The organism is Stenotrophomonas maltophilia, from assembly GCF_013464485.1.
Classification (GTDB): Bacteria; Pseudomonadota; Gammaproteobacteria; order Xanthomonadales; family Xanthomonadaceae; genus Stenotrophomonas; species Stenotrophomonas maltophilia_AW.
Map to the genome: position 1 here is coordinate 1 of NZ_RAUX01000061.1, position 17,496 is coordinate 17,496.

The 17,496-nt window shown below is 67.7% G+C and carries 11 protein-coding genes; 2 read left to right on the top strand and 9 right to left on the bottom strand.

Annotated features, from left to right (window positions below; genetic code table 11):
- Positions 1–45: 45 nt before the first annotated feature.
- From D7Y61_RS21150 to pilG, 7 genes are all read right to left on the bottom strand, one after another.
- On the bottom strand, positions 46–510 hold the full coding sequence (locus D7Y61_RS21150; protein WP_180869137.1) for a chemotaxis protein CheW: 465 nt from the start codon (positions 508–510) through the stop codon (positions 46–48).
- Positions 507–1,832 (bottom strand): chemotaxis protein CheB, encoded by a 1,326-nt coding sequence (locus D7Y61_RS21155; protein ID WP_180869138.1) that lies wholly within the window; start codon positions 1,830–1,832, stop codon positions 507–509. Before D7Y61_RS21155 ends, D7Y61_RS21150 begins: the two co-directional genes overlap by 4 nt.
- Positions 1,819–8,454: an Hpt domain-containing protein gene (locus D7Y61_RS21160; protein ID WP_180869139.1), complete on the bottom strand. Its 6,636-nt coding sequence runs from the start codon at positions 8,452–8,454 to the stop codon at positions 1,819–1,821. The genes D7Y61_RS21155 and D7Y61_RS21160 overlap by 14 nt, the downstream gene beginning before the upstream one ends.
- 100 nt (positions 8,455–8,554) lie before the next feature.
- The gene (locus tag D7Y61_RS21165) at positions 8,555–10,591 is read right to left on the bottom strand and encodes a methyl-accepting chemotaxis protein (RefSeq protein WP_180869141.1); all 2,037 of its coding nucleotides are present in this window, start codon (positions 10,589–10,591) and stop codon (positions 8,555–8,557) included.
- Positions 10,592–10,632: 41 nt separating this feature from the next.
- Complete coding sequence (locus D7Y61_RS21170) at positions 10,633–11,163, bottom strand: chemotaxis protein CheW (RefSeq protein ID WP_180869143.1); 531 nt, start codon at positions 11,161–11,163, stop codon at positions 10,633–10,635.
- Positions 11,163–11,525 carry a response regulator transcription factor gene (locus D7Y61_RS21175; protein ID WP_180869144.1) on the bottom strand — a complete coding sequence of 121 codons (363 nt, stop codon included), beginning with the start codon at positions 11,523–11,525 and terminating at the stop codon, positions 11,163–11,165. Before D7Y61_RS21175 ends, D7Y61_RS21170 begins: the two co-directional genes overlap by 1 nt.
- 18 nt (positions 11,526–11,543) lie before the next feature.
- Positions 11,544–11,945 carry a twitching motility response regulator PilG gene (pilG, locus tag D7Y61_RS21180; RefSeq protein ID WP_005418455.1) on the bottom strand — a complete coding sequence of 134 codons (402 nt, stop codon included), beginning with the start codon at positions 11,943–11,945 and terminating at the stop codon, positions 11,544–11,546.
- 240 nt (positions 11,946–12,185) lie between these two features.
- Here pilG and gshB point away from each other — a divergent pair, with 240 nt between their 5' ends.
- Together gshB and D7Y61_RS21190 are read left to right on the top strand one after the other, a co-directional pair.
- Positions 12,186–13,133: a glutathione synthase gene (gshB, locus tag D7Y61_RS21185; protein WP_180869145.1), complete on the top strand. Its 948-nt coding sequence runs from the start codon at positions 12,186–12,188 to the stop codon at positions 13,131–13,133.
- The gene (locus tag D7Y61_RS21190) at positions 13,133–14,017 is read left to right on the top strand and encodes an energy transducer TonB (RefSeq protein WP_180869146.1); all 885 of its coding nucleotides are present in this window, start codon (positions 13,133–13,135) and stop codon (positions 14,015–14,017) included. The genes gshB and D7Y61_RS21190 overlap by 1 nt, the downstream gene beginning before the upstream one ends.
- Before the next feature lie 511 nt (positions 14,018–14,528).
- Here D7Y61_RS21190 and tsaB read toward each other — a convergent pair.
- Entirely contained in the window at positions 14,529–15,242 is a 714-nt protein-coding gene (gene tsaB / locus D7Y61_RS21195) for a tRNA (adenosine(37)-N6)-threonylcarbamoyltransferase complex dimerization subunit type 1 TsaB (RefSeq protein ID WP_180869147.1), read from the bottom strand.
- Between the two features lie 9 nt (positions 15,243–15,251).
- Positions 15,252–17,300, bottom strand: coding sequence for an ATP-dependent DNA helicase (locus tag D7Y61_RS21200; RefSeq protein ID WP_180869148.1), 2,049 nt, complete (start codon positions 17,298–17,300; stop codon positions 15,252–15,254).
- Positions 17,301–17,496: the final 196 nt, after the last annotated feature.

Below are 17,496 nucleotides of genomic sequence, written 5' to 3' on the forward strand. Positions count from 1 at the left end.
GGCCGGCATCCATGTGGTGATGAGGTTGCCGGCCAGCGGCCGGCACTACCCGACCAGCGAATCCAGCGCGGCTTCCAGCGCGTCCAGGTTCGGCAGCAACGCGCTCTGCTCACCCAGCAGCACCCGCATGTGCACGATCTGCGGCAGGGTTTCCTCGGAGGCATCGGCCAGCAGGCCATCGCGCGGCACCGAGATCAACTGGGGAAAGTTCTGCGTCAGCAGTGCGTAGTAAGGGCGCTGTGCGTTACCGCTGAGGGCCTTCAGCACCACGACCTTGTTGTGGCCGCCCACGCCGTCGTCACCCAGCCCAGACAGCCGCGCGAACGACACCAGCGGCACCTGCCAGCCATGCCAGCCGATTTCGCCGACCAGCCAGCGCGGTGCGTCCGGCACCGGCTGCACCGGCACGCGTGACATCATCTCGGCCACTGTGGCATTGGGCAGCAGAACACGCTCGTTGCCGGCCTGGATCAGGACACCGCGGATTTCGTCATTGCTGGCGTAGCTCATGGTGCCTCTCCCTCCTCGTCTTCCATGCCCCAGCGCGAGGCGATGGCATGCGCCAGCTCCGGCGGTTCACCGGCAATCATGCCTGCGGCAACCACAGCCGTGGCTGCAGCAGGGTCGTAGCAGCCATCGCCCACCTGCCCTGCCACCCAGGCACCGCGAGCGGCCAGATCCAGCGCCGGCCCCACGTAGGCTAGGTCGGCACCACTGAGCAGGACCAGCGCCGTGTGCCCAGCCGGCAGTGCGGCAATCGAAATACCCTGCGCATCGCTGACAAAATGCAGCCCATCGCTGGCTGCCTGCACGCCGATGTCATCGGCCAGTACGTGCACTTCACCAGGCGCTGCGCGCTGGCCAGCTTCAGCGAGTTGCACCGGCAGCGGTGACACGCGTGCCATCTGCTTGACCAGATTGCCGTAGCGTCCGCCATCCAGGCGCATGTGCACCAGTACCGGCACGGCCAGCGAGGCCGGCAGTGCAGCGAGCAGGCGACGCAGTGCATCGGGGCCACCGATGCCGGCCAGCACCAGCAGCGATCCGGCACGCTCGCCCACCGGCGCCGCCGCATCCAGATCAACCAGGCTCAGGTGCCCGGTATCGAAGGCGGTCAACGGCACGTCATCAGCTGCGGATGCAGCGGCCTGAGCATGCGCTACGTCCTCGACCAGCGACCAGGCGGTGTGGTCGAAGGGGATGGCTGGCGCAACCGGCGCCACGGGCGGAATGTCCAGCGGCGCCGGGAGCGGCCGGGCTTCCAGCGGTTCCGGCTGCAACGCTGCCAGTGCCTGTTCCAGCGCAATCGGTTCATGCACGTGCGCCGGTGGCGAGTACAGACTGTCAGCCGGCACCTCGTCGGCCCAGCTCAGTGCCTGGTCCAGGTGCGGCTGCAGCGCTTCTTCCCGTGGCGCCGGTGCCGGGGCGGGGTGGCCCGGCTCCAGCTGCAGACTGGGTTCCTCTTCGGCCCCCGGCGGCAGCACTTGCTGGTGGCCATGGAGCTTGGCGGCCAGGTGACGGCCCCAACGCTGGGCTTCCCAGCCATCGCGGCGTGCGGCCAGTTCGGCCTCGTCGAAGACGAGAGTCAGGCCTGGTGCGGACAGCACGGCTTCCAGGCGTTCAAGCGCGTCTTCGATGGCGGTCTCCAGCGCGATCACCACGAACTGCGGATGCGCCTCCTGCAGGACCAGAGCCTCCAGTTCATTGGGGTCATCTTCCAGCACCAGCTGCACATCCGCGTGCGACAGCGCCTCGCGCAGACGCTCACGCGCCGCACCCGGGCGGGCCAGCAGGGCAACGGCCGGGGCCGCCTGGGTTTCACTCACGGACACGGGCGATCCCCAGCAGGTCATACACGTTACGCATCAGATCCAGTTCCTGGTACGGCTTGCCCAGGTAACGCTGGACACCAATCTCGAAGGCGCGCTGGCGGTGCTTGTCGCCGCTGCGCGAAGTGATCATGACGATCGGTACATCCTTGTAGCGCGGGTCGGCACGCATCGCAGTAGCGAGCTCATACCCATCCATGCGCGGCATCTCGATATCCAGCAGCATCAGGTCCGGCACGCGCTCTTCCAGGCGTTCCAGCGCTTCCACGCCGTCGCGGGCGACGCTGACCTCGAAGTTGTGGCGTTCGAGGATGCGCCCGGTGACCTTGCGCATGGTGAGCGAGTCGTCCACTACCATCACCAGCGGCACCTGGCGCTCCTGGCGCGGGGCGTTGGCCAGCACCGGCTGCGTCGGGTTGGCGAGGAAGCGGCGCACCAGCGGCGCCACGTCCAGGATCACCACCACGCGGCCATCGCCGGTGATGGTGGCGCCGTAGATGCCCGGCACCGAAGCGATCTGCAGGCCGACCGGCTTGACCACGATTTCGCGGTTGCCCAGCACCTGATCGATCGCCACGGCGGCACGCAGGTCACCGGCACGGACCAGCAGCAGGGGCACCTGGGCCTGACCGTCGGCACGGGCCGGGGCCTGCCCGACCAGGCTGCCGAGGTCGTACAGCGGGTAGTCTTCGCCGCTGTAGCGATAGCTGCTGTCGGCGGCTTCGAAACGTTCGCGCGACAGGCGGCCGATACCACTGACCGAGGCGACCGGCACGGCGAAGGTGGTCTCGCCGATCTGCACGAACACCGCCTGGGTGACCGCAAGCGTCTGCGGCAGGCGCAGGGTGAAGCGCACGCCCTGGCCACGCACCGACTGGATGTCGACCGAGCCGCCGAGCTGGCGCACTTCGTTGCGTACCACGTCCATGCCCACGCCGCGGCCGGCCAGCTGGCTGACCTGGTCGGCGGTAGTAAAGCCGGAGGCGAAGATCAGGTTGTCCAGTTCCTGTTCGTTCGGCTGCGCATCGGCGGCCAGCAGGCCACGGTCGATGGCGCGACGACGAATCGCCTCACGGTCCAGGCCTGCACCGTCGTCGGCCACCTCCAGCACGATTTCCGAGCCTTCCCGGTGCAGGCGAATGGCGATCTCGCCTTCCTCCGGCTTGCCGGCGGCACGGCGCTGTTCCGGTCCCTCCAGGCCATGGGCCACGGAGTTGCGCAGCATGTGTTCCAGTGGCGCGACCATGCGATCCAGGACGTTGCGGTCCAGTTCGCCATGGGTGCCTTCCAGAGTGAGATGGACCTGCTTGCCGGTGTCCATGCCGGACTGGCGGACCACGCGACGCAGGCGCGGCACCAGGCCGTCGAAGGGCACCATGCGCGCGCGCATCAGCCCATCCTGAAGTTCCGAGCTGACGCGCGACTGCTGCTGCAGCAGCGAGTCGTACTGGCGCGACAGATCGTCCAGAACGCCCTGCAGGCCCCCGAGATCGGCCGCCGATTCGTTCAGCGCGCGGCTGAGCTGTTGCAGGGTGGAGAAGCGATCCAGTTCCAGCGGATCAAACTTCTGGTCGGCCTGGTCCTGCTCGCGCTGGTAGCGGGCGACGATCTGGGCCTCGGTTTCCAGGTCGAGTCGGCGCAGCTGGTCGCGCAGTCGCGCGTTGGTACGTTCCAGTTCGCCCATCGCACCACGGAAGGCACCCAGCTGCTGTTCAAGCCGCGAGCGATAGATCGCCACTTCACCAGCATGGTTGACCAGGCGATCGAGCAGGTCGGCGCGCACGCGCACCTGCTCCTGCTGCGGACGCGCCAGCGGATCTTCGTCAACCGCTCCCTCGGCGGGCAGCGGTGCCGACAGCGGAAGATCAACCAGCACCGGGGCGGGTTCAACGGCCTCCGGCGTTGCCGCATCGTCCTCACGCGCAGCACTGGCCGCTGCGGCGGCAGCGGACAGGTCGGTACTGGTGCGCACCTCGAAGGCCTCGACCAGATCCTGCGCTGGCTCCACCGCGCGGTGGGCACCTGTGCGCGTGAGCAGCTGGTGCAGGCGATCGAAACCGCGCTCCAGCAGCTGCACATCGCGCCGATCAATCTCGGTACGGCCCGCAGCCACGGCTTCCAGCAGCGATTCGATGCTGTGGCCGAGGTCGCCGATCGCGTTGATGCCGGCCATGCGTGCACCACCCTTCAGGGTGTGCAGGTCACGCTGCAGCCCAGCCAGCACTTCGCGGTCCTGAGGTGCATCGCGCAGCTCGCTGATCAGGCCATCACAGTGGTCGAGCAGGTCCTTGCCCTCCTCGACGAAGATGTCGATCAGCTCGCGGTCATACACGCTGAAGTCGAGCGCGTCGGTCTCCGCTTCGTTGTCAGCTGCGGCAGGCACTTCATCACGGATCGGCGTGCTCGCCTCTGCTTCGAGATGGATGTGCCCGGCATCGGCAAGATGCACGACCTGCCCAGGTGCGTCTTCGAGTTCGAAGAAGCGCGCGTGCCCGCTTGTATCCATCGGGGACGGCTCATCCACCGTCGCCGGGGACGGCTGGTCGGCGCTCTCTCCTTCACCGACCGCCGCCTCCCCGCCGACGTCCGCATCCTCGGCAAAGGCTTCCGCCTCGCCCGGCGCGAGTTCGCTGGCCTGGAGGCCGAGCACGGGCCATTGCCCGTCTTCGTCCAGGGTCTGCTCTTCGTCGATCACGTGCAGGCCGGCCTCGAGCGCGGCTGCCAATGTGACCGGTTCTGCAAAACCCGGCGCAGCCATTTCATCCTGCAGGCTCGACAGCTCGCTGTCGAGTGGCAGTGCAGCAGCGTCATCAATGGCGCTGCCGCCGACAACGATCTGACCGTCGGACGACCACCTATTCAGGTCGATCGCGTCAACTTCCGCGGACACCGGCATCTCATCCGCATCGCGGTCATCCACCGGCAGCGCGCTGGCGTCGAGGTACGGCGACAGGTCGTCTACCGCGGTCAGCTCGGCTTCGGCTTCACCGATTGGCGTCACCGCTGCGTTGTCATCGGCTGCGGCAGCCGGTCCCTGCCCGACTGGCTGGATCGATTCAATCAATCCCGCGTCCGGCACGACGGGTTCATCCCCGCCTGGCATAGAGGGCCATCCGGCATCGAAGTAGCGCGAAAGATCATCGCTGCCAGTCAGTTCACCGGCATCGGGGCCGGTATCGGTCGCTTCGCTGATCTCCTGTGCCGGGACCTCGGCCCCGAGCAGTTCTGGCTCTGGCTCTGGCTCTGGCTCTGGCTCGGCATGCTCCTGCATTGTGTGGCCGGACACGAGCGCCTCCGGCAGGTCGGCACCCGTGTCGAACTCCAGACCGGCGTCCAACGCCAGATCATCGTCGTCCTCCAGGCCGACCATCGGCCAGCGCGCTTCCGGCAGCTCACCGGCCAGCGCCTGCAGGCGCTGCGCCAGCGCCTCCTGCGGCGCAATCCGTGGCTGTTCGGCCTGCAGCGCTTCCATGGTCGCGGTGATCGCCTGCGCAGTCGCGTCAAGTGCGGCCACGCCCTCGTTGCCAGGTACCACATCGGCGGCCAATGCACGCTTGATGTAGGACTCGGCACCGCCGGTGACCGCAGTGATCTCCGGAACTTCGGTCATCGCGAAGGCGCCGTTCATGGTGTGCACCGCACGCAGCAGCGCGTCGCTGACCGGCTGCGGTGCCTGCTGTGCCGAACGCAGCCAGTCCTGCAGGGTCGCCTGGTGGACTTCCACTTCGGCTTCCAGGATCTCGCGCAGCACGCTGTCGATGTTGGCCGGCGTGCCGGGCAGCTCGGGCGCCAGGTCGGCTTCGGCCTGCACCGGTGCGAGGGTTTCGGCTTCGAGGATACGGCTGATCTCGTCCTCGCTGTCGACTTCGACCGCCTGTACGGCGGGCGTGGCCGCAACCGGCAGCGGAACGTAGTAGGTTTCCTCGCCCGCGCCAACACGGTCAGCGATGGCCTGCATCGCCTGCAGATCCACACTGATCCGCTGGCCATGGCGCAATGCGGCGTTCAGCTGCGGCAGCGCGGCATGTGCGTTGTCAACCATGGCCAGCACGGCCGGCGTCGCCGGGCGGCTGCTGTCGAGCACACGGTTGAGCATGCCTTCGATCTTCCACGCGAACTCGCCCAGGGTGCGTGCACCGACCAGGCGGCCACTGCCCTTCAGGGTATGGAAGATGCGGCGGATCGGCCGCAGCCGGTCCATGTTGTCCGGCTGCATGCGCCACGCCGGCAGCAATGCCCCCAGATTGGTCAGTTCATCGTCGAACTCTTCCAGGAACACCTCGCGGATGTCCTCGTCGATGTTCTCGGCATCGTCGTCGAAGCCGGCCTCGAAGCCGGCCTCGGCTCCAGCCACAGCCGGAATCTCCGCAGCGGATGGAACAGCCACGGCCTGCGGATTGAAGTCCGCAGCGGCGGCACTCAGTTCGGCGAAGAACTGCGCGTCGGCTTCGCTGAAATCTATCGGAGCGATGGTGTCGATGTCGATCACCGACACCGCCGGTGTGGGCGTTTCAGCGACCGCTGTCGATGCATCGTCAGTCGGCGCGGGCATGTCCTCCGGCACCGCCGCTGGAACGGCCTCCACTTCGGCAACCACGAGGCTCTCATCCGCCAGCGCGAGCGCGTCGGCATCGACGATCTCCAGCGACGGACGCAATCCGGCATCGCCATCAAGCGACAGCGTCTCCATCGCATGCAGCGACAGCACATCCTCGGCATTGTCCAGCGCATCGGCGTCGAAACGGAACACGACGTCGTCGCCAGCAGAAACATCATGATGCTCGGCGACCACCGGATCGAACACCGGTACGGCATCAGCACCGGCATCGATGGACAGCGTCGTACCGTCAGTCTCCTCGACGTCGAGGCCGGTCATCGCATCGGACTGCGCCGGCGCCGTCACCTCCGACAGCGTCCACTGCGCCGCAGCGCCCTGCCCTGCGTCGGTCTGTTCGAAACTGACCGGATCAAAACTGGCGAATGTGGGGCTGCGCTCATCGTCCGATGGCGTGAGCGGATCGGCCTCCGGCTGGAACGATGCCAGATCCCATTGGGGAACCTCGGGTGCCGGTGCGCTGGAAGCGGCAAAGACCAGCGGTGCATCCGCCTCGCCATGCAGCGACAGCGGCACCGCCGCAGTGCCAACGGCGGCGGCGCCCAGCGCACCAAACATCAGGTTGCTGTCGCGCGCCTCCGTCTCGGTAGCCATGGGCGGGTCGAAGGTGAAGTCCGGCAGCGGCACCGGTACATCGCCAGGGGCAGGCGCGGCTGGCTGCACCACAATCTCGATGTGCTCCGGCTGCAGCTGCTCGGCCTGCAGCGTGACCGGCTCGCGCTCGATCACCTGCGGCGCAAATGCTGCCGGCTCGACGGCATTGCGGTCCGGCAACGGCCAGTAGCGCAGCGCCTCAAGGCTGCTGCGGGTGATGTCGAGGATGTCCTCGCGCCCCGGCCGGCGATCGCGCAGGGCTTCCAGGTAGTACTCCAGGCTGGCCATGGCGTCGGCCAGGGTGTCCAGCTGACGGCCACTGGGCACGCGCTGGCGGCCGATCAGTTCGGCCTCGATGTACTGCTGCACGCCGCGCAGGTAGTCGGCGGCGGTGCCGAGGTCGAGCATCCGCAGCGCGCCGGCAACATCGCCCAGCAGGCGTGGCACGTCACGCAGCTCGTCGTGATTCCAGCTTGTCTCGATGAAGGCCACGAAATGTTCGCGTGCGGCAGCGAAGTTGGCGATGGCCTCATGGGCCAGCACCTCTACCGTGCGCCGGTTCTCCACTGCGCTCGGATCGTCCTCGCCACTGCCGCCGGCGCCCAGATGGGCGACCTGGTCATCCAGCGAGGCATCCACGTAGAGCAGCGCACCGGCGATATCCAGCAGCAGGTTCTCGTCGATCTGCTGGCGGCCTTCAACCACACCACGCAGTGCATCACGCTGCTGCACGACCACGCCGCGGGCCACGCCCAGGCCCATCATGCCCAGCGTATCGGCCACCGCGCCCAGCTCATTGGCCTGGGTCTGCAGCTGTTCCGGCGCACCGCCGGTACGCAGGTGCAGGTCCAGTGCGTCCTTGATGCGCAGCAGTTCTTCCTTCACCGCGCTGCCAACGGTGTCGAGCAGTTCGCGGTTGCGCCCGCTCAGGCTGCCACGCGCATGGTCCAGTTCGGCCTCGGTGGCGGTGACGCTGTCCGGCGCGAACGCCAGCAGCACGCTGTCATGCACGCCCTCCTCGCCACGCGCGGCGCGGATCTCGTTGAGCAACGGCATCAACACGATCGGAATGTCGCGATGGCCGTTCTGCAGGCGCTCCAGGTAGTCGGGCAGCAGCACGCTGCCGCGCATCAGGGTCGCGCAGGCTTCATCGCGATCGGCCACGCCACCGGCGCCGATGGCATGGGCCAGCTGTTCCAGCTCCTCGGCCACCATCGCCGGCGCATACAGCTCGACCATGCGCAAGGTGCCCTGCACCTGGTGCAGGTAGCCGGCGCAGATGCGCATGCGGCTGGCATCGGTCGGGTCTTCCGCGTAGTACTCGACCTCGTTGCGCACCTGGCGCAGGGTCTCGTCCAGCTCGGGCTTGACCCAGCCCAGCGCTGCGTGGCTCATCGCATCGCGCAGACTGCTCATGGACGCGCTCCGTTCGCCGCCGCGCGGAAGCCGCGCGAGTTCTGGCGTGGGGAATGGAAATGCTTCATCGACTGGTTCCTTGCTCGCCGCCCTGCCCGCGTCACGCCGGCAGCTTGAAGTCGGCGACCGAACGACGCAGGTCCGCCGCCAGCTGCGCGAGGTGGCCGATCGATTCGGCGGTCTGCCCAGCACCCTGCGAGGTCTGGCCGGTGATCTGCCGGATCACGCCCATGGTGCGTGTGATGTCCGAGGCCGCGGCCGACTGCTGCTGGGCGGCGATGGAGATGTTCTTGATGAGGGTGTTCAGTGCATTGGACACGCGCTCGATTTCGGTCAGCGCAGTGCCGGCGTCCTCGGCCAGGCGTGCACCGGACACCACTTCGGCGGTGGTCTGTTCCATCGATGTGACCGCTTCATTGGTATCGGCCTGAATGGCCTGCACCAGGTTCTCGATGCGTCGGGTCGCGCCGGAGGTGCGTTCTGCCAGGCGCTGCACTTCATCGGCCACGACCGCGAAACCGCGGCCCGCTTCACCGGCCGAAGCCGCCTGCACCGCCGCGTTCAACGCCAGGATGTTGGTCTGCTCGGAAATGTCGTTGATCAGTTCCACGATCGAGCCGATTTCCTGCGACGACTCACCCAGGCGCTTGATGCGCTTGGAGGTTTCCTGGATCTGGTCGCGGATCTGGTCCATGCCCTGGATGGTCTCGCGCACCACGCCGGCACCCTCGGCGGCGATCACCACCGAGCGCTGTGCCACGTCGGCCGATTCGGCCGAGTTGCGCGACACCTGCTCGATGCTCGCCGCGATTTCGCCGATGCGATCCGACGCCGAGGTGATCTGGTTGGCCTGATGGCCCGCCGCCTCTGCCAGCTGCATGGCGGTGGCCTGGGTTTCCTGGGTGGACAGCGCGACCTTGGCCGAGGTGTCATTGATGGTGGTCACCAGGTGGCGCAGCTCATCAACGGCGTAGTTGATCGCATCCGCGATCGCGCCGGTCATGTCCTCGGTCACCGAGGCCTTCACCGTCAGGTCACCCTCACCGAGCGAGGAAATTTCGTCCAGCAGCCGCATGATGGCCTGCTGGTTGCGGCTGTTGAATTCCACCTGGGTCTGGTAACGCAGTTCCTGCTCGCGCGAGCGGCTGCGCACGTTGGTGGAGACGAAACCGATGATCGCGATCAGCGACAGCGCACCGGAAACCACGCCGATCCAGAAATTCGGGAACAGGCGGGTATCGGAAACCGAGCCGAACGAGGAAAACGCCTCGAACAGCTTGCGGCTGTCGTCCAGCATGTGCGCCGAACCCTGTCCCAGCGCGGTGGCCGCCGACTGCGCGGCGAACAGCTGGCGCGAACTGGCCAGGATCGCGTCGGCGTCCTGCTTCATCGCTTCCCACTTCTGCTGCGACTGCTCCAGCGCGGCGACGGCGGCGGCACCGCGCACGGCGGTGATGCCCAGTTCCTCGTTGCCGTTGCGCAGGCCGTCGAGCACCTGCGAAAACACGGTGATGTCACGCGCCAGCGCGTCGCCGGAGGTCGCCGCAGCGCTGCCACCAGCACGCATTTCGGTCACGCGGCGGGCCATCGAACCGGCCACCACCACCTGCTGCAGTGCGCTGTACACCTGCGACGACGGCGCACCCGAGGCCGACATCGCGCGCACCAGTTCGTTCAGCTGGGCCTGCAGGCCCGGCACGGCGCCGGTGAAGTTGTTGGCATTGCCAGCCAGGGCCAGCACCGCCGGCTCACTGGCCACCAATTGCCCGGCCTGCTTGCCCAGCGGCGCCCAGGTTTCACCCAGGGTGGTGATCGCGCCGGACACGCCCGGCTCCTTGCCGTAGCGGCCCTGCAGGGTCGACACGTTCTGTTCGATCGCGTTGCGGGTCGCCTTGAAGGCGGTGAACGCCTGTGCGTTGCCGCCAACCGCGTCACGGCCCTGGTTGGCCAGCTGCTGCGACAGCACCTGCAGATCGGCGGCCTTGGAGCCGGCGTCGGCCAGGCGGCTGCCCTGCCATGTGGCGACGCCGGTGTTGACGCCGAACAGGATCATCGATGCCAGCAGCAGGAACAGCCAGAGGTTGCTGCCGCCCAGCCGCAGCTTGCCGGTCTTGGTGGCGTCCGAAGCAGTACTCATCGTTCAACCTCGATCTTCAATGCAGGGGGCGATGCCCGGCCTCAGGCCGCGGCTTGCCGGAATTCAGGGGTGCGCGACAGCAGCGAGAGCGAGAACACGCCCCAATCGTGGCCATCGGCATGGAAGGCGTGATCGACGAAATGGCCATAGCGCCCTTCGGCCAGCGTGCCCGCGGCGATCTGCTGGTCCAGCTCGAAGCTGCGTTGGCCGAACAGTTCGTCGATGGTCAGCGCGACGTCACCACCGGCCTGGCGCATGATCAGCACGCGCTGGCCTTCCTGCTGCACGGTACGCGTGCCTTCCAGGAAGTGCTTCAGGTCAACCACCGGAAACAGGTTGCCGCGCAGGTTGCCTACGCCCAGCAGCCACGGCTGCGCGCACGGCACCGGCGTCACCGGCGGCATCGGCACGATTTCCACCACTTCGCGGAAATCGGACACCAGCCGGCGCTGGCCGACGCGGTAACCCACGCCACGCCAGAGGTCCTGGGCGAACTGCCGCTCGGGCAGCTGCACCGCATGGGCCAGGCTGCGCCGTTCATAGGCTTCAAGGATGTCGAAGGGCGAGCGCATCAGGCCACCAGTTCGTTGATCCGCGCGATCAGTTCATCCTCGCGCGGCGGCTTTACGATGTAATCGGCCGCGCCCTGGCGCAGTCCCCAGGCCTTGTCGGTTTCCATCGCCTTGGTGCTGACGATGATCACCGGAATGTGCTTGATCGTCGCATCACGGGCCATCGCCCGGGTCGCCTGGAAGCCGCTCATGCCGGGCAGGACAACATCCATCAGTACCAGCTGCGGTGCCTGGTCGCGGACCAGTTGCAGTCCATCCTCGGCGTTGTCCGCTTCCAGCACCTCATGGCCGGCACGGCGCAGCCACTGGGTGAACACCGCGCGGTCGGTCGGTGAATCCTCGATCAGAACGATACGAGCCATTGTGCCTTTCCCCCCTGGTCAGGCGTTGACGTATGTGCGGATGGCACCCAGCAGTTCTTCACGCGTGAAAGGCTTCGTCAGGTATTGCTCCGAGCCGACGATGCGTCCCCGCGCCTTGTCGAACAGGCCGTCCTTGGACGACAGCATGATGACCGGGGTCGCCTTGAACAGCTGGTTGCCCTTGATCAACGCACAGGTCTGGTACCCGTCCAGGCGCGGCATCATGATGTCGACGAAGATGATCTGCGGTTGCTGGTCTGCGATCTTCGCCAGCGCTTCGAAGCCGTCGGTGGCGGTGACCACCTCGCAGCCTTCGCGCTTGAGCAGCGTTTCCGCAGTCCTGCGGATGGTCTTCGAATCATCGATGACCATCACCCGGAGTCCTGCGAGTTCCCCGCCCGCAGTCGTGTTTTCAGTCATTGCCTATCCCCAAGCGCACGGCCCGATCTTTGGCGGGGGCCGCTACGAAAGCGTATCTATATCGCACTTCCCGCGCCCGCTTCAAGGCCGCCCCATGGCGTGGGGTGTGGCACCCCGCTGAACGTGACGGGTTTCGCAATGAGTGCGCGAGCGCCGGGCGGACGCAGCGTTGCAGTACGGCGGGGAGGCGCGCGGCCGGCGTTGCCGCTACCATCAACGCCTTGCCTGACAGGTGCGCCCATGCCGTTGAACGTCATCGTGGTGATGGACCCCATCGCCCACATCAAGATCGCCAAGGACACCACCTTCGCCATGCTGCTGGAAGCCCAGCGCCGCGGCCATGCCCTGCACTACGTGCGCCCGGGCGGCCTGGCCCTGGAGGGCGGCGTGGCGGTGGCCCAGACCGCGCCGCTGCAGGTGCGCGACGACCCGGCCGGCTGGTATGAGTTGGGCGCATTCAGCCGCACCGAATTCGGCCCCGGCCAGATTGTGCTGATGCGCAAGGACCCGCCGGTCGACGCCGAATACATCTACGACACCCAGGTGCTGGACGTGGCCGCAGCTGCCGGCGCCTGCGTGGTCAACAACCCGCAGGGCCTGCGCGACTACAACGAGAAACTGGCCGCGCTGCTGTTCCCCCAATGCTGCCCGCCGACCCTGGTCAGCCGCGACCCCAAGGCCTTGAAGGCCTTCGCGCTGGAGCATGGCCAGGCCGTACTGAAGCCGCTGGACGGCATGGGCGGACGCTCGATCTTCCGCAGCGGCCAGGGCGATCCGAACCTGAACGTGATCCTGGAAACGCTGACCGACGGCGGCCACAGGATGGCGCTGGCGCAGAAATTCATTCCCGACATCACCGCCGGTGACAAGCGCATCCTGCTGGTCGATGGCGAACCGGTCGATTACTGCCTGGCACGCATTCCGCAAGGTGACGAGTTCCGCGGCAACCTGGCCGCCGGCGGTCGCGGCGAAGGTCGCCCGCTGAGCGAGCGCGACCGCTGGATCGCCGCCCAGGTCGGTCCGCAGATGAAGCGCCACGGCATGCGCTTCGTCGGCCTGGACGTGATCGGCGATTACCTGACCGAGGTCAACGTGACCAGCCCGACCTGCGTGCGCGAACTGGACGCGCAGTACGGCCTGAACATTGCCGGCACCCTGTTCGACGCACTCGAGGCCGGCCTGCGCTGATGGCTGCCGCCCCTGCCGTACTGCCCCCGCCGCCGCGCGAAGCGCAGCGGCTGGGGGCGACCATCGCGCTGTCGGTGCTGGTCCACGCCCTGCTGATCCTGGGCGTGGGCTTCGCCGTGAAAGGTGATGCGCCGCTGGTGCCGACGCTGGAAGTGATCTTCAGCCAGACCCGCACCGCGCTGACCCCGAAACAGGCCGATTTCCTGGCTGCGGCCAACCAGGAAGGGGGTGGCGAGCACGACCGCGCGCAACGTCCACGCGACAACCAGGCCGGCATCGTGCCGCAGGCCCAGTCCGGGCTGAGCCCGGTACCGCTACAACGGCAATCGGCTGCTCCGGTTCCACCGCCGCAGGCACGGGTCGTCAGCAGCCGCAACGGCCAGGACACGGTGGCACAGGCACAGGCGCGACCTGCGCCGGAGCAGCCCGAGCCGGATGCTCGACTGAGCGCGCGCGAGCAGCGCGACGTGGAGATGGCGCGGCTGGCCGCTGAAGTACACCTGCGCTCGGCGCAATACGCCAAGCGTCCGAATCGCAAGTTCGTGTCGGCCAGCACGCGTGAGTATGTGTATGCCAATTACCTGCGCGCTTGGGTTGACCGTGCCGAGAAGGTCGGCAACCTGAACTACCCGGACGAGGCCCGGCAGCGCCGTCTTGGCGGCCAGGTGGTGATCAGCGTGGGCGTGCGCCGCGATGGCAGTGTGGAGAGCAGCCGGATCCTGCGTTCAAGCGGGACGCCGCTGCTGGACGAGGCGGCACTGCGGGTGGTGAAGCTGGCGCAGCCATTCCCGCCGTTGCCGAAGACCGAGGACGAGATCGACATCCTGCAGGTCACGCGCACGTGGGTATTCCTGCCCGGCGGCGAGCTGCGCGACGACCGGTAGGTTTTCTGTTGCCCGGGCCTGCGGCCCGGGACCCGCTGGACGTCAACGTCAACGTCAAAAGCGGCGGTTGGGCTTTGGGTTTGGCGGGGCGGCGTGGGCTTGCAGGACACGCCGTAAACCCATCCATGGGGGCTCGATGGCGCCATCCATGGCGCCAACGGTCCTGCAAGCCCACACCGCCCCACCTCTGACAGATCCCGGCGCATCGCGTCCCGCTCCGCTGTTGGTAGGTGTCGACCTTGGTCGACACATCCACGCCATGCGTGGATGCGAGCGAAGCGATCGGCGTTTGACTTTGACTTTTCTTTTTTTGATTTCCCGTGGCGGACACGCACGGAAACTGTCAGAGGTCGGGCTGGGTGGGTTCGCGGGGGTGTCCGCGGCATGGATGCCGCGGCCAAGCCCCCAKGGACGGGTTCACGGCGTCCCCCGCKAACCCACCCCGCCCGGCCAAGCGCGCAGCCCTTCAGTCGAGCAAGCTCGACTCTACGCAGTCGCCGCCACGAGGGGCTCAGCCGTTGGCCTTCGCCTTCGCCTCGCGCGCAGCCTGCTGCTCGACCAGGGTCAGTGCCACGTTGTCGCGCAGGTACGCCGGCTCGACCTTCTCCGGCGCAATCGCCTCGCCGCGCGCGAACGCCGGCACGGCCAGTGCCAGCACGCCCGATGCCCGCGGCAACGCCGCAGCATCGAATCCACGAAGGCCGCTGCCCAACTGCGCCACCAGCGCGCCGTCGGCCGCTCCGAAACCAGTACCGACGCCGTAGGCCGACAAACCTTCCGGCAGCGCCACCGTCGCCGGCGCGCAGACGCGCTCGCCATCGCGCGCCACCGGTAGGCCGTCCACACGTTCGAAGCGCGCGACATACAGCTCGCCCATCCGCGCATCGACCGCCGACAGGATCTGCGTTTCATCTGCCGGTGCCCGCAGCGCCAGCACCTGCAGCGTCGATACCGGCAACAACGGACGATCCAGCGCCAGTGCGATGCCCTGCGCGATGGCGATCGCCAGGCGCACACCGGTGAACGCACCCGGGCCACGGCTGAGCGCGATACCGTCCAGCTGGCGGCGGCTGATGCCGGCTTCGGCCAGCAATGCCTCGGCCCACGGCAGGCTCAGCTCGGCGTGCCGGCGCGGGGCGATCTCGAAGCGTTCCAGTACCTGCCCATCGACATGCAGGGCAACGGAACAGGCTTCGGTGGCGGTTTCAAAGGCGAGCAGTTTCATCGGATCAGGTCAGAACAGGGGGAACGTGGCGCCGGGCGCCGGTTCCGGGCCCGCCGGCGGGGCGGTGGCTGGAACGGCATCATCGGCCACGGGCGCCCATTGTGGCGTAAAGAAGGCCTGCACATCGGCCAGGGCACGGGTCCGGCGGAACGGTGGCAGCGAATCGAGGAAGACCCGGCCGTAGCCGCGGTTGAGCAGGCGCGGGTCGCACAGCACCAGCACGCCGCGGTCGCTCTCGCTGCGGATCAGGCGGCCGACCCCCTGCTTCAGCGCGATCACCGCCTGTGGCAGCTGCTCGTCGCGGAACGGGTTGCCGCCTTGGCTGCGGATCGCCTCCAGACGCGCCTCGTAGACCGGGTCGTCCGGGGCGGCAAAGGGCAGCTTGTCGATCATCACCACGCTCAGCGCTTCGCCGACCACGTCCACGCCCTCGCGGAAACTGGCCGAGCCCAGCAGCACGCCATTGCCCGATTCGCGGAAGCGCTGCAGCAGCGTCGCGCGCGGTGCCTCACCCTGCACGAACAACGGCCATGGCCCATCGCGCAGTGCCTCGGCAGCCTCACGCAGGGCGCGATGCGAAGCGAACAGCAGGAACGCCCTGCCCTGCGACGCCTGCAGCACCGGCCGCAGGGTCTGGATCAGCGCGGTTCCGAAACCACGCGCGGCCGGATCAGGCAGGCCCTCGGGCAGATAGCACAACGCCTGCTCCGGCCAGTTGAACGGGCTGGGCTGGACCAACGTGTGCGGATCGTCCAGGCCCAGCCGGGTGGCGATATGATCGAAGCCACCGCCAACGGTCAGCGTCGCCGAGGTGAAGATCCATGCAGCACGGCTGCGTTCGCGATGCTCGCGCAACGGACCGGATACATCCATTGGCGTGCGCTGGCAGCGGAAACCACGTGGCGTGAGCTCGTACCAGAGCACATCGGCGGCGCTGGCAGTCTCCGCCGGATCGGTATCGAAATCGAGGGTGGGCTCGTCATCGCCCAGCCAGCGGCGAAGCCGCGAGACGGCCTCGCGCGCGCGCGCATGGCAGGCATCCAGGCCCGCCGCGGCTTCGCGCAGCGGCTGCAGCGCCTGTTCCAGCGCTACCAGGGCCGCCATCATCATGTCGAACCCATCGCGCACCTGTGGCATCGCCAGCGCGCGCCATTGCGTGCCACGCGGCGGCAGCCCTTCCATCGCCGAACGCAACGCCAACAGCGACTGCTGCAGCTGGTCGACCGGTTCCTGCAGCGCCGACTGCGCACCGCCTACGCCACGCGCTTCGGCCAGGCAGTCGCGGCCCAGTTCCTGCCACGGACGCATGCCAAAGCCTTCACCGAAGAACTGCGCAGCCAGCTCGGGCAACTGGTGCGCCTCGTCGATGACGAAGGCCTGCGCACCCGGCAGCAGTTCACCGAAACCGTCCTGCTTCAACGCCAGGTCGGCCAGCAGCAGGTGATGGTTGACCACCACCACGTCCGCGGCCTGCGCGCGTTGCCGCGCACGCACCACGAAGCAGTCGTCCCAGAACGGGCAGTCGGTGCCCAGGCAGTTGTCGACGGTGGAGGTGACCATCGGCAACAGCGGCGAATCATCGGCCAGACCGTCCAGTTCGGCGATATCACCGAACTCCGAACGACCGGACCACGCCAGGATGCGCTGGAACTGCGCGGCTTGTTCGGGGCTGGAAAAACGCGGTTCGCCGCGCGCCTGCTGCAACCGGTAGCGGCACAGGTAATTCGCGCGCCCCTTCAGCAGCGCGCTGCGCAGGCCGATGCCGAGCGCCTGCCGAACACGCGGCAGATCACGGTGGTAGAGCTGGTCCTGCAGCGCGCGGGTACCGGTTGAGACGATGGTGCGCAATCCGGACAACAGCACCGGCACCAGGTAGGCAAAGGTCTTGCCAGTGCCGGTACCGGCCTCGGCCAGAAGCAGGTCGCGCTGCTGCAACGCATCGGCGATGGCCTCGGTCAGGCGCAGCTGCGCCGGACGCGGAACGAAGGCGTCCAGATGCGAGGCGAGCGCGCCGCCGTCGCTGAGGGCTTCGCGGCTGGCATGGACAAGGTCGGACATCAGAGGGAAAGGATACCCGGCCGGGCGCTGCCCGGCACCCGTTTCAAGCCGGAGCACAAGCAACGGCAACAGCGCTGTTCACGGCTCTGGGTTTCTACGTGCTGGGTGGGGCGGGDGGGGCAGGCAGGACACGCCATAAACCCATCCATGGGGGCTCGATGGCGCCATCCATGGCGCCAACGGTCCTGTCTGCCCC

Coding starts and splice junctions, on each gene's coding strand:
- D7Y61_RS21175 (WP_180869144.1), bottom strand. CDS start 11,525: ATGGCTCGTATCGTTCTGATCGAGGATTCACCGACCGACCGCGCGGTG.
- D7Y61_RS21200 (WP_180869148.1), bottom strand. CDS start 17,300: ATGTCCGACCTTGTCCATGCCAGCCGCGAAGCCCTCAGCGACGGCGGC.
- tsaB (WP_180869147.1), bottom strand. CDS start 15,242: ATGAAACTGCTCGCCTTTGAAACCGCCACCGAAGCCTGTTCCGTTGCC.
- D7Y61_RS21165 (WP_180869141.1), bottom strand. CDS start 10,591: ATGAGTACTGCTTCGGACGCCACCAAGACCGGCAAGCTGCGGCTGGGC.
- D7Y61_RS21190 (WP_180869146.1), top strand. CDS start 13,133: ATGGCTGCCGCCCCTGCCGTACTGCCCCCGCCGCCGCGCGAAGCGCAG.
- D7Y61_RS21150 (WP_180869137.1), bottom strand. CDS start 510: ATGAGCTACGCCAGCAATGACGAAATCCGCGGTGTCCTGATCCAGGCC.
- pilG (WP_005418455.1), bottom strand. CDS start 11,945: ATGACTGAAAACACGACTGCGGGCGGGGAACTCGCAGGACTCCGGGTG.
- gshB (WP_180869145.1), top strand. CDS start 12,186: ATGCCGTTGAACGTCATCGTGGTGATGGACCCCATCGCCCACATCAAG.
- D7Y61_RS21160 (WP_180869139.1), bottom strand. CDS start 8,454: ATGAGCAGTCTGCGCGATGCGATGAGCCACGCAGCGCTGGGCTGGGTC.
- D7Y61_RS21170 (WP_180869143.1), bottom strand. CDS start 11,163: ATGCGCTCGCCCTTCGACATCCTTGAAGCCTATGAACGGCGCAGCCTG.